Below are 14,914 nucleotides of genomic sequence, written 5' to 3'. Positions count from 1 at the left end.
CTCTACGACTGCTTCGCAGCCGAGCGCGAGCAAGCTCGCTCGCCACAACCGGAGCTACTTTTTCCAGCGCTCGGCCGCCGCATGGTCGCTGGCGCGCCCTTCGACCCAGCGCGGGCCTTCGGCGGTGTTTTCTTTTTTCCAGAACGGGGCGCGGGTCTTGAGGTAGTCCATGACGAAGGCGCAGGCGTCGAACGCGGCCTGGCGATGGGCGCTGGCGGCGCCGACGAACACGATCGGCTCGCCCGGCTCCAGCGCGCCGATACGGTGCAGCACCTCAAGCTTGAGCAGCGGCCAGCGCTGCGCGGCCTCGTCGGCGATCTTGGCCAGGGCCTTTTCGGTCATGCCCGGATAGTGCTCCAGGAACATCCCGGCCACGTCGAGCCCGTCGTTGAAGTCGCGCACGTAGCCGACGAAGCTCACCACCGCGCCGACGCCGACGTTGGCCGCGTGCATCGCGTTGACTTCGGCGCCCGGGTCGAACGGTTCGGGCTGAACACGGATGCCCATGGCTCAGCCTCCGGTCACGGTGGGGAAGAACGCCACTTCGTCGCCCTCGGCCACGGGCTCGTCGAGCTGGCAGAGGTCTTCGTTGCGCGCGCACATCAGGTTCTGTTCGCCCAGCACCTCGAAGCCGTCGCGTTGGGCGAGCAATGCGCGCACGTCATCGACGGTGCCGAAGTCGCCCTCGACCTTGATCGAGTCCTCGCCGACCGCTTCGCGGTAGCGGGCAAAAAACTTCACGGTCAGGTTCATGGCTGCTCCGCCTGGTAGTGCCCGCTCTTGCCGCCGAGCTTTTCCAGCAGGCGCACGCTTTCGATGGTCATGCCGCGGTCCACGGCCTTGCACATGTCGTAGATGGTCAGGGCGGCGACGCTGGCGGCGGTCAGCGCCTCCATCTCGACGCCGGTCTGGCCCGACAGCTTGCAGCGGGCTTCGATGCGCACCGTGTCGTCGCCTTCCGCGCTGAGCTCGACCTTCACGCCGGTCAGCATCAGCGGGTGGCACAGCGGGATCAGATCGCTGGTCTTCTTTGCCGCCTGAATGCCGGCGATGCGCGCCACGGCGAACACGTCGCCCTTGGGATGGCCGCCGCTGACGATCATCCGCAGCGTGTCGGGCAGCATGCGCACCAGCGCTTGGGCCGTCGCCTCGCGGAACGTCACGGCCTTGTCGGTGACGTCGACCATGTTGGCGCGGCCTTGGGAATCGAGATGGGTCAGCACGGGAATACTCCTGATCAGGAGCGTCGATTGTAAACCTGAGGGTCAATTTTCCGCGAGCGCGATGACAGCCCCCGCACAAATCCCTGCGGGGCTCTGAGCCTCTGTCCTGCGGTGCCTTGAATGGCGCCTTCGCGGGCAAGCCCGCTCCCACAGGGTTCTGCGGTGGTCAACGAGACTGCATTCCACCGGGAAAACACTGTGGGAGCCAGCCTGCTGGCGATGGCGTCCGCAAAGACGCGGGCGGCCCGGAGGCCGCCCGCTGCGGGGAAGGTTACAGGTGCGATTCGGCGTATTCGGCCAGAATCGAGCGAGGCACCCCTTGCAGGGTGATGTGCACGCCGTTGGGGAAGTCCTTGAAGCGTTCGGTCAGGTAGGTCAGCCCGGAGCTGGTCGCGGACAGGTAAGGGGTGTCGATCTGCGCCAGGTTGCCCAGGCACACCACTTTGGAGCCGGCGCCGGCCCGGGTGATGATGGTCTTCATCTGGTGCGGCGTGAGGTTCTGGCATTCGTCGATCAGGATCAGGCTCTGCTGGAAGCTGCGGCCGCGGATGTAGTTGAGCGACTTGAACTGCAGCGGCACCTTGCTGAGGATGTAGTCGACGCTGCCATGGGTGCTTTCGTCATCCATGTGCAAGGCTTCGAGGTTGTCGGTGATGGCGCCCAGCCAAGGCTCCATCTTTTCCGCTTCGGTGCCCGGCAGGAAGCCGATCTCCTGGTCCAGCCCCTGCACGCTGCGGGTGGCGATGATGCGCCGGTAGCGCTTGCTGACCATGGTCTGCTCGATGGCGGCCGCCAGCGCCAGGATGGTCTTGCCGGAACCGGCGGCGCCGGACAGGTTGACCAGGTGGATGTCCGGATCGAGCAACGCGTACAGCGCCAGGCTCTGGTAGATGTCCCGTGGCTTGAGGCCCCAGGCTTCCTGGTGCAGCAGCGGCTCCTGGTGCAGGTCGAGGATCAGCAGCTTGTCCTCGTCGATCTCCTTGATCCAGCCGACGAACCCCTGCTCGTCGATGATGAACTCGTTGACGTGCACCGCCGGCAGGTTGTCGATCAACTGCACCTGATGCCAGGTGCGGCCGTGGTCCTGGCGGGTCTCGACCTTGCTCACCCGGTCCCAGAAGGAGCCGGTCATGTTGTGGTAGCCGTTGGGCAGCAGCGACACGTCATCGACCAGCTGGTCGGTGCTGTAGTCTTCGGCCGCGATCCCGCAGGCCCGCGCCTTGAGGCGCATGTTGATGTCCTTGGTGACCAGCACGACCGGTTTCTTCGGGTCGCGGGTGTGCAGGTCGATCAACTGGTTGATGATTTTGTTGTCGTTCAGGTGCTCCGGCAGAATCAGGTTCGGCTCGGCGTGCCTGCTCATCAGAATCGACAGCAAGCCCTTGGGTCCGCTCTTGCCGCGCTGGATCGGCACTCCCTGTTCAACGTCCTCCGGTGAAGCGTCCCCCAGGGTCTTGTCGATCAGCCGGATGGCCTGACGGCATTCGGCGGCCACGCTGTGATGCCCGCTCTTGAGCTTGTCCAGCTCTTCAAGCACGGTCATCGGGATCGCGACGTGGTGTTCTTCGAAATTCAGGAGGGCGTTTGGATCGTGAATCAATACGTTGGTATCGAGTACATAAAGGATTGGCTGGTTGGAAGAAGGGCTACGTCCGTGATCATCCATACTCGGTCACCTTTGTGGGAGCCATTCGACGCAATACCTGGGCGGTGCTGCGCCTCGAAGTGACTGCCGAACCCGTCCGCGCGCCCCTTGATCGGAAGGCCGGACGAACTGCACACAAATGGGTCTTGGGAGACGCCACCTGTGTCGCAGGTTTCGGCGGTCTGAGTTCGTAATACTCCAAAACCTGTGACAGAAAAAAGCACTTTGACGCTTTTTTGAAGTTTATTTTGCAAAGTGACGAAAAGCCCTTGGCGGACCGCCCTGCCCCCGTTAGAGTCGGAAGTCCGCCTGCTTCAAAATTCCCTCGATTTTTTCCCCGCGCCCAATGTTTCCGGGCTCCTTGCGCTCGTCAGCGAAACGCGTCCTGACAGTCTTCCCAGCCGATGCCGCTTTGCGCGGTCTGGGTGATCAGCCAAGGCAACGCCGTCTTCACCGCCTCCTGCTTCATGTTGAAATTGATCACCCCGTGACGCCACAGCAGCATCAGGGTCAGCACCCGCTGCGCGCTCTGGCTGCCCTTGAGCTTGCCGGCGCCGTCCTGGGCGTCGATGTCCCACAGCGCCACTTGCAGGCCCTGGGCGTTGAAGAACGCCTGCGCGTCGCTGCGGCGCTGGCCGTCCGGCGGACGGAACAGCGGCACGTAGTTCTCCGGCAGCTTGTTCTTGACCAGGTCGGCACTGCGCCGCACCGAATCCTGCCAGTCCTGCCAGTGGCTGTGGGAACGGAACTCCCAGCCCTGCACGCCGACACATTGCTGCGAGAACGTCGCCTGCAGGCTGGCGACCGAACGCTCCCCCAGCCGCGCCTGGACATCCTTGCCCAGCATGAAGAACGTGCCGCTCAGGTTCGACTTGCGCAGGTATTCGGCGAGCCAGTCGGTGTTGTCCGGCTGCAGGTTGGCGGCGCTGTCGAAGCTCAGCAGGAACAGCCGGTCGTGCATGTCGTCGCCGTTGCGCTCGTAGTCGCCGAAACGGTCGATCTCGCTGCCGGTCTGCGGAAACAGCGCGGCCTTGCGCAGCAGTTCGTCCAGGTACTGGGCATGGAAGGCCCGGCTCGGCTCGGCCCACTTGATGTAGTAGCTATCCTCGCCGAGCTGGAACTTGCCCGCCTGCTCGCGCAGGGTCGGCACGTCTTCGACCAGGAAGCAGAACGAAGCGTCCTGGTCGCAGCTTTGCTGAGCATAGTTGTAGCCGTTGAACAAACGTTGCCAGAGCCGCCCGCGCAGGCGGTTGACGGCGTCCATGTTGACCGTGCGCAGCCCCAGGCGCTGGGCCAGCGTGGCTTCGTCCAGCGCTTCGCTGGCCAGCAGGCCCCGGGCGAACGTCAGGATCTCCGCCCGCGAAGCCACGTCGAACAGGGTCGGATTCTTCAGTTGCTCCGGCCAGGTGCTGCGATCCAGCGTCGCCGGATCGCCGGGGGCCGCCAGGGCCCCGACGCTCAACAGCCACGCCGAAAGGAATAGAACGATACGCAAGGGGACGTCTCCATAACAAAACCCGCGCGGCACTATAGCCGATAAGCCCCTCATCCCTCCTGGGGAATGACGCATTGCGTGGCGAGGGCGCGCAGCGCTCGCCGGGCCTGCTGCGCAGCCCGACGGGAGCAAGCTCCCTCGCCACAAAGGCACAGACCGGCAGCAGGCGTTGCCGGCGCCGCCGATCACCTATCGGACTCATAGCTGGAGTCAACCCGGCCAACCCCCTAGAATCGCCGCCACGATCAAAGGAGACGACTGCATGCTGATGGTGATTTCCCCCGCCAAGACCCTCGACTACGAAACGCCGCCGGCGACCTCGCGCTTCACCCAGCCGCAATACCTCGACCATTCCCAGGCGCTGATCCAGCAACTGCGCGAACTGAGCCCGGCGCAGATCAGCGAACTGATGCACGTGTCCGACAAGATCGGCGGCCTCAACGCCGCGCGCTTCGGCAGCTGGACGCCGGCCTTCACCCCAGAGAACGCCAAGCAGGCGCTGCTGGCGTTCAAGGGTGACGTCTACACCGGGCTCGACGCCCAGACCTTCGGCGAAGCCGACTTCGACTTTGCGCAACGGCACCTGCGCATGCTGTCCGGCCTTTACGGCCTGCTGCGCCCGCTCGACCTGATGCAGCCGTACCGGCTGGAGATGGGCACCAAGCTGGCCAACGCCCGGGGCAAGGATCTGTACGCCTTCTGGGGCACGCGCATCAGCGAATGGCTCAACGAGGCGCTGGCCGACCAGGGCGACGACGTGCTGCTCAACCTGGCGTCCAACGAGTACTTCTCGGCCGTGAAACGCTCGGCCCTGAACGCGCGGATCATCAACACCGAGTTCAAGGACCTGAAGAACGGCCAGTACAAGATCATCAGCTTCTACGCGAAAAAGGCCCGCGGCCTGATGAGCCGCTTCGTGATCCAGGAACGCATCAACGATCCCGCCGCCTTGAAGCAGTTCGATGTCCAGGGCTACCGCTACAGCGCCGAACAGTCGAAACCGGACAATCTGGTGTTCCTGCGCGACCACGCCCCCGAATAAGGCATGCCCGATGCACGACTCTTCAAGGAAAGAGTCGTGCACCTCGCACGACGTCAAAAATCCCCCGCCGATTTTCGCCATTTCGTTGGCGCCATAAAAACATCACCCTTCCTCCTAACGTTTGTTTCACTCGACAGGCGTCATTTTTTTCAGTAGTGGCACGCACTTTTTTTCAAGGTAATGGCATAAAACCATCCCGCTCGATTATCCGCCTATATATAAAGGGCGAAGTCGAAAGTGCTATCAATATGAAAGCAGTGCCATCTTTTTCAATATTTCAAGAAATTTCAGATTTCGGGATGAACGGGCCGGAACTTCGTCTTGATGCGTAGTTCATACCACCGGTAACGATTCTCGCCGACGCTGTACGAGATAACTTACGCAGAGAAGTAAACCCTGTAACCAAGTTGCCACAGTAACTTCCACAGTAGGTTCACTTGTTTGGACAAAGATCAAAGACCGGGAGATACGCACCCTGAATTTCCCCTGCAAGGCCAAGGCTGCGCCCCTGCAACCGCGCTCGCCAGAGCGCCTGACCGCCTGATCTGCGGGCGTTTCGCCTGACATCGGGCCGGCAGGCCGAGCGGGCGGCGACCCTTCTGACAAGGGTTCTGCCGCCTCTCGGGGCAAGCGAAAACAACAAGGCCTAGTTGCGCACAACTTGAGTGCACTTATTTAGCCACTCGAAACTTACATTGCCGGAACACGGCACTGTCGCGCCTGTAAGACGCACTTTCGAGTGCACCATGACCGCTGGACACCATTAACTCCGGCCATCTAATGGCTTGATAAAACACAGAGGTAATTGCGATGCGCATCAGCATTTTTGGTTTGGGTTACGTCGGCGCGGTGTGTGCCGGTTGCCTGTCTGCACGGGGCCACGACGTGGTGGGTGTCGATGTCGCCAAGGACAAGATCGACATGATCAACGCCGGCAAATCCCCCATCGTCGAACCGGGCCTGGGTGAACTGCTGGCGCAGGGCATCCAGACCGGCCGCCTGCGCGGCACCACAAACTTCGCCGAGGCGATCCGCGACACCGACCTGTCGATGATCTGCGTCGGCACGCCGAGCAAGAAGAACGGCGACCTGGAACTGAACTACATCGAGGCGGTGTGCCGCGAGATCGGTTTCGTGCTGCGCGAGAAGTCCACCCGCCACACCATCGTGGTGCGCAGCACCGTGCTGCCGGGCACCGTCGCCAACGTGGTGATCCCGATCCTCGAAGACTGCTCCGGCAAGAAGGCCGGCGTCGACTTCGGCGTGGCGGTCAACCCTGAGTTCCTGCGCGAAAGCACCGCGATCAAGGACTACGACTTCCCGCCGATGACCGTCATCGGCGAATTCGACACCGCCTCCGGCGACGTCCTGCAATCGCTGTACGAAGAACTCGACGCCCCGGTCATCCGCAAGGACATCGCCGTCGCCGAGATGATCAAGTACACCTGCAACGTCTGGCACGCCACCAAGGTGACCTTCGCCAACGAGATCGGCAACATCGCCAAGGCCGTCGGCGTCGACGGCCGCGAGGTGATGGACGTGGTCTGCCAGGACAAGACCCTCAACCTGTCCCAGTACTACATGCGTCCGGGCTTCGCCTTCGGCGGTTCGTGCCTGCCCAAGGACGTGCGCGCCCTGACCTACCGCGCCGGCTCCCTGGACGTGGAGGCGCCGCTGCTCAACTCGCTGATGCGCAGCAACGAGTCCCAGGTGCAGAACGCCTTCGACATCGTCGAAAGCCACGACAAGCGCAAGGTCGCCCTGCTCGGCCTGAGCTTCAAGGCCGGCACCGACGACCTGCGCGAAAGCCCGCTGGTGGAGCTGGCCGAGATGCTGATCGGCAAGGGCTACGACCTGAGCATCTACGACAGCAACGTCGAGTACGCCCGCGTCCACGGCGCGAACAAGGACTACATCGAGTCGAAGATCCCCCACGTGTCGTCCCTGCTCAACGCCGACTTCGACTCGGTGATCGACAACTCCGACGTGATCATCCTGGGCAACCGCGACGAGAAGTTCCGCGCCCTGGCCCAAGAGGTGCCGGACGGCAAGCAGGTGATCGACCTGGTCGGCTTCATGGCCAAGGCCACCAGCGCCGGCAGCCGCACCGAAGGCATCTGCTGGTAACGCAGCGCCAAGCGACGAGCTTCAGGCTGCAAGCACTTGCAGCCTGAGGCTTGCAGCTCGAAGCCTCCCTTACCCTCGGAAGACGGTCATGTCCAAGCTCAATCATTTTTTTCTGCAAGCGGCCGGCTGGCTTTTGTTTCTGGGCCTGTTGATGGGCCTGGCCCTGATGCTGCCCGTGTCCACGTTCGACGCCGAGTCGAAGGACTTCATTTTCCTGATCGGCGCCGTGGGCATCTGGCGCTACTCGATGGGGGCCACCCACTTCGTGCGCGGCATGATCTTCCTGTACATCGTCTACCCGCACCTGCGGCGCAAGGTGCGCAAGCTGGGCGCGGCGGCCGCCCCGTCCCACGTGTTCCTGATGGTCACCAGTTTCCGCATCGACGCGCTGACCACCGCCCAGGTCTACGGCTCGGTGATCCGCGAGGCCATCGACTGCGGCCTGCCGACCACCGTGGTCTGCTCCATCGTCGAGATGTCCGATGAACTGCTGGTCAAGAGCCTGTGGGCGCGGATGAACCCGCCGGACCGGGTCAAGCTCGACTTCGTGCGCATCCCCGGCACCGGCAAGCGCGACGGCCTGGCCTACGGCTTCCGGGCGATCTCCCGCCACCTGCCGGACGACCGCGCCGTGGTGGCCGTGATCGACGGCGACACCGTGCTGGGCGAAGGCGTGGTGCGCAAGACCGTGCCGTGGTTCCAGCTGTTCGGCAACGTCGGCGGCCTGACCACCAACGAATTCTGCGAAGTGCGCGGCGGCTACATCATGAGCGAATGGCACAAGCTGCGCTTCGCCCAACGCCACATCAACATGTGCTCGATGGCCCTGTCCAAGCGCGTGCTGACCATGACCGGGCGCATGTCGGTGTTCCGCGCCACCGTGGTCACCAACCCGGAGTTCATCGCCGACGTCGAGAGCGACTCGCTGCAGCACTGGCGCCTGGGCCGCTTCAAGTTCCTCACCGGCGACGACAAGTCGAGCTGGTTCAGCCTGATGCGCCTGGGCTACGACACCTTCTACGTGCCGGACGCGGCGATCAACACCGTCGAGCACCCGCCGGAGAAGAGCTTCATCAAGGCCAGCCGCAAGCTGATGTTCCGCTGGTACGGCAACAACCTGCGGCAGAACTCCCGCGCCCTCGGCCTGGGCATCCGCCGCCTCGGGCTCTTCACCTCGGTGGTGCTGTTCGACCAGCGCGTGTCGATGTGGACGTCCCTGCTGGGCCTGACCGTGGCGATCATCGCCAGCGTCAAGTACGGCACCGCGTTCATCCTCGTGTACCTGCTGTGGATCGGCATCACCCGCCTGATCCTGACCCTGCTGCTGTCGTGCTCCGGCCACCGGATCGGCCCGGCCTACCCCGCGATCCTCTATTACAACCAGATCGTCGGCGCGCTGGTGAAGATCTACGTGTTCTTCCGCCTCGACCAGCAGTCCTGGACCCGCCAACCCACTTCGCTGTCCCGTGACCTCGCCAGCTTTCAACGTTGGTTCAACACCTGGTCGTCTCGGACCATGACCTTCTCCGCCGGCAGCCTCTTCGTCGCCGCGCTGCTGATGATGGTCTGACCCGCCTCTCTTGGATTAACAAGGAAACCGCTCCCATGAATACCGCCGTCAACGTCAACGTAGTCCATGAATCCGAAGCCCAGCGCCAACATGCGCGGGTGAAGATCCCGGCCAAGCTGCGCTTCTTCGGCCCCGACCGCACACCGGTCGAGGCGCGGGTCATCGACCTGTCGGCCGGCGGCCTGGCGTTCAACGCCGGTCAGTTGCCGCTCAAGGTCGGCGACGTGCACAAGGCACGCCTGCAGTTCGTCATCGACAACCTCGGCCTGGCGATGGACGTCGAGATGCAGATCCGCTCCCACGACCGCCAGACCGGCCGCACCGGCTGCCAGTTCCAGAACCTGGAGCCACGCGACATCGCCACCCTGCGCCACCTGATCACCTCGCACCTGGCCGGCGACATCGTCAGCATCGGCGAAGTGCTGGCGACCCTGCAGCGCGACAACTTCACCAAGGCGCGCAAGAACAAGGACGGCGGCCACGGCATGACCTCGTTCGGGCGCCTGAAGGCCGTGACCTTCAGCCTCGGCGTGTTCGTCGCCGGCCTGGCCGCGTTCGGCTTCATCGCCAAGTCGGTGTACGGCATGTACTTCGTCAGCCACGCCCAGGCCGGCCTGGTCAGCGTGCCGGCCATGAACATCACCATGCCCCGCGACGGCACCGTGCAGAGCCTGGTGAAGTCCGACGGCGTCGCCGCCAAGGGCGCGCCGCTGGCGACCTTCAGCACCAGCATGCTCGACGTGCTCAAGGGCCACCTGGACGAAGACCAGCTGCAGCCGGCCAAGGTGGAAGAACTGTTCGGCAAGCAGATGACCGGCACCCTCACCTCGCCGTGCGACTGCACCGTGGCCCGTCAGCTGGTGGCCGACGGTCAGTACGCCAGCAAAGGCGACGTGATCTTCGAGCTGGTGCCGCGCAACACCCAGGCCACCGTCGATGCGCGCTTCTCCTACCGCCAGTTCGGCGACGTGCGTCCGGGCACCCCGGTGAGCTTCCGGATCGCCGGCGACGACCAACTGCGCACCGGCAAGATCGTGCGCAGCGCCAGCCTCAAGAGCGAAGACCTGTCCTCGGACATCCGCGTGCAGATCCAGCCGGACGAGCCGCTGGACAGCACCTTCGCCGGCCGCCCGGTGGAAGTGAACAGCGACCGCGGCCCGAACCTGAACTGGCTGATCGACAAAGCCATGGCCCACGGCCTTTAAGTCGAGGACACGCCTGTGACCATTCCAACTCTCTCACGCACGCCGCAGTCCCTGTGGGAGCTGGCTTGCCAGCGATTGCATCAACTCGGTCTGCCTGATGCACCGAGCCGCCCGCATCGCCAGCAGGCTGGCTCCCACAAGGGCCTGATGGTGTGCTCGCTGGCGCTGGCGGTCTCCCTGGCCGGTTGCGCAGGCCTGCCCGACCAGCGCCTGGCCAACGAAGCCCTCAAGCGCGGCGACACCGCGACCGCCGCGCAGAACTACCGGGCGCTGGCGGACCTGGGCTACAGCGAGGCGCAAGTGGGCCTTGCCGACATTCAGGTCGACAGCCGCGACCCCGAGCAGATGAAACAGGCCGAAGCCACCTACCGCGCCGCGGCCAGCGTGTCGCCGCGGGCCCAGGCGCGCCTGGGCCGCTTGCTGGTGGCCAAGCCCGGCGCCACCGAAGCCGAACACCAAGAGGCCGAAGGCCTGCTGAAGAAAGCCGCCGCCCAGGGCGAAGGCAATACGTTGATCCCGCTGGCGATGCTGTATCTGCAATACCCGCACAGCTTCCCGAACATCGACGCCCAGCAGCAGATCGATCAGTGGCGCAAGTCCGGCTACCCGGAGGCCGGCCTGGCCCAGGTGCTGCTGTACCGCACCCGGGGCACCTACGACCAGCATCTGGATGACGTGGAAAAGATCTGCAAGGCCGCGCTCAACACCACCGACATCTGCTACGTCGAACTGGCCACGGTCTATCAGAAACGTGCGCAGCCGGAGCAACAGGCCGAGCTGATCAAACAGCTGCAGGCCGGCCACGGCCGCGGCACCGTCAGCGCGCAACGGGTCGACTCCGTCGCCCGCGTGCTGGCCGATCCGACCCTGGGCAAGACCGACGAAAAGACCGCGCAGGCGCTGCTCGAACCCATCGCCCCGGGCTATCCGGCGTCGTGGGTGACCCTGGCGCAGCTGCTCTACGACTTCCCGGAACTGGGCGACACCGACCAGATGATGAAGTACCTGGACAACGGCCGCGCCGCCGACCAACCCCGCGCCGAACTGCTGCTGGGCAAGCTCTACTACGAAGGCAAACTGGTGCCGGCCGACGCGAAGGTCGCCGAGCAGCACTTCGAGAAGGCCGTCGGCCGCGAGGTGGCCGCCGACTACTACCTCGGCCAGATCTACCGCCGCGGCTACCTGGGCAAGGTCTATCCGCAGAAGGCCCTCGACCACCTGCTGACCGCTGCGCGCAACGGCCAGAACAGCGCCGACTTCGCCATCGCGCAACTGTTCTCCCAGGGCAAGGGCACCCGGCCCGACCCGGTCAACGCCTACGTGTTCAGTCAGTTGGCCAAGGCCCAGAACACCCCGCAGGCCGATGAGCTGGCGACCACCCTCGCCGCGCAGTTGCCCCCCGAACGCCTGGCCCAGGCCCAGCGCCTGCTGCAACAGGAACAGGCCAGCCGCGGCGCCCTGAACCGCAACGCGCTGCCGCTGCATGCCCTGCCAGAAGAAGAAGGCGAGGAATCCCTATGAAGTTGAATCCATTCGTGAAGGCCGGCATCGGCCTGTCCTTCGCCCTGATCTGGTCCTGCCCGACGCTGGCCGCGATCACCGAAACCAAGAACTTCGGCCTGGAAGTGAAGATCACCGGCCAATCCGAGGACGACCGCGACCTGGGCACCGCCAGCGGCGGCGACGTCAACGGCGTGGGCCTCGACCTGCGCCCCTGGGTCTACGGCGAGAGCGGCGCGTGGAGCGCCTACGCCATGGGCCAGGCCGTGACCTCCACCGACATCATCGAGACCGACACCCTGCAGCAGTCCGACGGCGCCCAGGTCACCGACAGCGGCGACCGCCAGACCAAGAAGAACTACCTGGCCATGCGCGAGTTCTGGGTCGGCTACAGCGGCTTCACGCCCTACCCCGGCGAGATCCTCAAGTTCGGCCGCCAGCGCCTGCGCAACGACGATGGCCAATGGCGCGACACCAACATCGAGGCGCTGAACTGGACCTTCGACACCACCCTGCTGCGGGCCAACGCCGGCGTCGCCGAGCGCTTCAGCGAATACCGCACCGACCTCAAGGAACTGGCGCCCAAGGACAAGGACCGCCTGCACGCCTACGCCGACGCCGCCTACCAGTGGACGCCGGGCCAGTGGGTCGGCATCCGCGGCCACCACACCCACGACAACGGCAAGCTCGACTACGCCGAACCGGGCGTGCCCCGCGACACCCTCGACAAGACCGAGAACGGCGACATCAGCTGGCTCGGCCTGACCGCCGACAGCGACGCCTACAACTGGCGCAACACCAACACGGTCAACTACTGGGGCAGCATCACCGGCATGAGCGGCGACCGCGACAAGGTCAACCCGCTCAACGCCGACGGCAGCCGCCCGGCCGAGGCCAAGCGCAGCGACAGCGTCAACGGCTGGGCCACGGACCTGGGCGTGCGCCTGCGCCTCGACCCGCAGTGGCAGGTCGGTGCGGCGTATGCCCGCGCCAGCGCCGACTACGAACAGAACGGCCTGGAAAGCAACCGCTCGAACTTCACCGGCACCCGCTCGCGGGTGCACCGCTTCGGCGAAGCGTTCCGCGGCGAAATGAACAACCTGCAGACCGCCACCCTGTTCGGTTCCTGGATGCTCAACGACCAGTACGACGCCAGCCTGATCTACCACAAGTTCTGGCGCGTGGACGGCAACAAGCCGGTGGGCAGCAACGGCATCAACGCCGTCGAGAACGACACCGACGACGTGACCGGCGCGATCCTGTCCAGCACCTCCCTGCCGCTGGACGACGGCAAGAAGGACATGGGCCAGGAGATGGATCTGGTGGTCACCAAGTACTTCAAGCAAGGCCTGCTGCCGGCGGCGCTGAGCCAGTCCATCGACGAGCCGTCGGCGCTGGTGCGCTTTCGCGGCGGCGTGTTCAAGCCCGGCGACGCCTACGGCAGCCAGGTCGACTCGTACATGCACCGCGCGTTCATCGACGTGATCTGGCGCTTCTGATGCGGACCGCGAAGGGAGTGCCCGACATGAACAACCCAAGGAAAGGCCCGCTCGGCCTGTTGGCCGGCGCCCTGCTGCTGGCCAGCGCCGGCGCCTTCGCCACGGCCGAGCCGGCGAAGCCGGTGACCGTGGCCAAAGGGCTGCAGCAGGCCAAGACCTACACCGTCAGCAGCGCGCCGACCGAGGCGCTGGAGCTGGCCGAACCGAAGCTGCCCGACCTCTCCGGCCACACCGCCGAGGCCGCCGCCGCGAAGATCGTGCGCAGCAAGCCGGGCAAGGTCAGCGTGCGCCGGATGATGCAGGAAGACGCCCTGAAGGACTTCATCGGCGGCGACAACAAGATGGCCGAATGGGTGGTGCGCCAGCACGGCATCCCCCAGGCGATCTTCGTCGACGACGGCTACATGAACCTCAAGGAGCTGGCGCAGAAGCTGCCCAAGCAGTACTTGAGCGAAACCGCGCCGGGCGTGTACCTGGCCAAGCTGCCGATCGTCGTCGGCCGCAAAGGCATCCTCGAGATCGACGGCCAGACCCAGGAGCTGCGCCTGTCCCAGGAGGCCGGCTCGTTCCTGGTCAACGACGGCCAGCTGTTCGTGCGCGACACCAAAGTCACCGGCTGGCGCGAGAAGGACAACGGCCCGGCGACCTTCCGCTCGCCCAAGGAATTCCGTCCGTTCCTGCTCGCCTGGGGCGGCACCGAGACCTACATCGTCAACAGCAAGATGGCCAGCTTCGGCTACGCCAACAGCAAGTCCTACGGCGTGTCCATTTCCCAGTACACGCCCAACATGGCCAAGGTGCTCAAGCGCCCCGAGCCGACCGGCTGGATCGTCGGCTCCGAGTTCTCTGACATGTGGTACGGCTTCTACTGCTACGAGACCCGCGACTTCGTGGTCAAGGGCAACACCTACCGGGACAACATCGTCTACGGCATCGACCCCCACGACCGTTCCCACGGTCTGGTCATCGCCGAGAACACCGTCTACGGCACGAAGAAGAAGCACGGGATCATCATCTCCCGCGAGGTGAACGACAGCTTCATCTTCAACAACAAGAGCTACGACAACCACCTCTCGGGGCTGGTGATCGACCGCAACAGCGTGAACAACGTGATCGCCCACAACGAGATCTACAGGAACCACACCGACGGCATCACCCTCTACGAGTCCGCCGACAACCTGCTGTGGGGCAACAAGGTCATCAGCAACAAGCGCCACGGCATCCGCATCCGCAACAGCGTGAACATCCGCCTGTACGAGAACGTCGCCATGGCCAACGGCCTGACCGGCGTCTACGGCCACATCAAGGACCTGACCGACACCGACCGCGACATCAAGCTCGACCCGTTCGACGCCCAGGTCTCGCTGATCGTGGTCGGCGGCGAACTGGCGGCCAACGGCAGCGGCCCGATGGCCATCGACTCGCCGCTGAGCGTCGAGCTGTACCGCGTGTCGATGCTGGCGCCGACCAAATCCAGCGGCATCAGCTTCAACGGCATCCTCGGCGAGCGCCAGGATGAAATTCTCGACCTGCTGGTGCGCCAGCAGAAAGCCGTGCTGATCGACCCCGTCGAACGCCAGACCGAAATGCGGGACTGAGGACCTCTTT

Annotated in this window: 12 protein-coding genes; 7 read left to right on the top strand and 5 right to left on the bottom strand. The window is 64.6% G+C overall.

Annotated features, from left to right (window positions below):
* Nucleotides 1–54: 54 nt before the first annotated feature.
* The 5 genes from moaE to ACIP0B_RS02345 all read right to left on the bottom strand — a co-directional run bounded on the left by moaE (nt 55) and on the right by ACIP0B_RS02345 (nt 4,363).
* Nucleotides 55–507 (bottom strand): molybdopterin synthase catalytic subunit MoaE, encoded by a 453-nt coding sequence (gene moaE, locus ACIP0B_RS02365; RefSeq protein ID WP_400829523.1) that lies wholly within the window; start codon nt 505–507, stop codon nt 55–57.
* Between the two features lie 3 nt (nt 508–510).
* On the bottom strand, nt 511–753 hold the full coding sequence (locus ACIP0B_RS02360) for a MoaD/ThiS family protein (RefSeq protein ID WP_400829521.1): 243 nt from the start codon (nt 751–753) through the stop codon (nt 511–513).
* Nucleotides 750–1,223: a cyclic pyranopterin monophosphate synthase MoaC gene (gene moaC, locus ACIP0B_RS02355; protein WP_217893565.1), complete on the bottom strand. Its 474-nt coding sequence runs from the start codon at nt 1,221–1,223 to the stop codon at nt 750–752. The genes ACIP0B_RS02360 and moaC overlap by 4 nt, the downstream gene beginning before the upstream one ends.
* A gap of 271 nt (nt 1,224–1,494) precedes the next feature.
* Nucleotides 1,495–2,889 (bottom strand): PhoH family protein, encoded by a 1,395-nt coding sequence (locus ACIP0B_RS02350; protein ID WP_400829519.1) that lies wholly within the window; start codon nt 2,887–2,889, stop codon nt 1,495–1,497.
* 349 nt (nt 2,890–3,238) lie between these two features.
* A complete protein-coding gene (locus ACIP0B_RS02345) occupies nt 3,239–4,363 on the bottom strand; it encodes a polysaccharide deacetylase family protein (RefSeq protein WP_400829517.1) in 1,125 nt (374 codons plus the stop codon).
* 262 nt (nt 4,364–4,625) lie between these two features.
* On the opposite strand from ACIP0B_RS02345, the gene yaaA reads away from it, so the two are divergent.
* The 7 genes from yaaA to algG all read left to right on the top strand — a co-directional run bounded on the left by yaaA (nt 4,626) and on the right by algG (nt 14,904).
* Entirely contained in the window at nt 4,626–5,405 is a 780-nt protein-coding gene (yaaA, locus tag ACIP0B_RS02340; RefSeq protein WP_400829515.1) for a peroxide stress protein YaaA, read from the top strand.
* A gap of 810 nt (nt 5,406–6,215) precedes the next feature.
* Nucleotides 6,216–7,532 carry a nucleotide sugar dehydrogenase gene (locus tag ACIP0B_RS02335; protein ID WP_400829513.1) on the top strand — a complete coding sequence of 439 codons (1,317 nt, stop codon included), beginning with the start codon at nt 6,216–6,218 and terminating at the stop codon, nt 7,530–7,532.
* A gap of 88 nt (nt 7,533–7,620) precedes the next feature.
* The gene (gene alg8 / locus ACIP0B_RS02330) at nt 7,621–9,102 is read left to right on the top strand and encodes a mannuronan synthase (RefSeq protein ID WP_400829512.1); all 1,482 of its coding nucleotides are present in this window, start codon (nt 7,621–7,623) and stop codon (nt 9,100–9,102) included.
* Nucleotides 9,103–9,137: 35 nt separating this feature from the next.
* Nucleotides 9,138–10,307 (top strand): PilZ domain-containing protein, encoded by a 1,170-nt coding sequence (locus tag ACIP0B_RS02325; protein ID WP_400829510.1) that lies wholly within the window; start codon nt 9,138–9,140, stop codon nt 10,305–10,307.
* 15 nt (nt 10,308–10,322) lie between these two features.
* Nucleotides 10,323–11,828 carry an alginate biosynthesis TPR repeat lipoprotein AlgK gene (algK, locus tag ACIP0B_RS02320; RefSeq protein ID WP_400829508.1) on the top strand — a complete coding sequence of 502 codons (1,506 nt, stop codon included), beginning with the start codon at nt 10,323–10,325 and terminating at the stop codon, nt 11,826–11,828.
* A complete protein-coding gene (locus ACIP0B_RS02315; protein WP_400829506.1) occupies nt 11,825–13,306 on the top strand; it encodes an alginate export family protein in 1,482 nt (493 codons plus the stop codon). The genes algK and ACIP0B_RS02315 overlap by 4 nt, the downstream gene beginning before the upstream one ends.
* 26 nt (nt 13,307–13,332) lie before the next feature.
* The gene (gene algG, locus ACIP0B_RS02310; RefSeq protein ID WP_400829504.1) at nt 13,333–14,904 is read left to right on the top strand and encodes a mannuronan 5-epimerase AlgG; all 1,572 of its coding nucleotides are present in this window, start codon (nt 13,333–13,335) and stop codon (nt 14,902–14,904) included.
* Nucleotides 14,905–14,914: the final 10 nt, after the last annotated feature.

Origin of the sequence: Pseudomonas sp. NPDC089534 (genome assembly GCF_044749305.1) — a bacterium.
GTDB lineage: Bacteria > Pseudomonadota > Gammaproteobacteria > Pseudomonadales > Pseudomonadaceae > Aquipseudomonas > Aquipseudomonas ekonensis.
The sequence above is the reverse complement of the archived record's forward strand: the minus strand, read 5'-3'. Positions and strand labels throughout refer to the sequence as shown.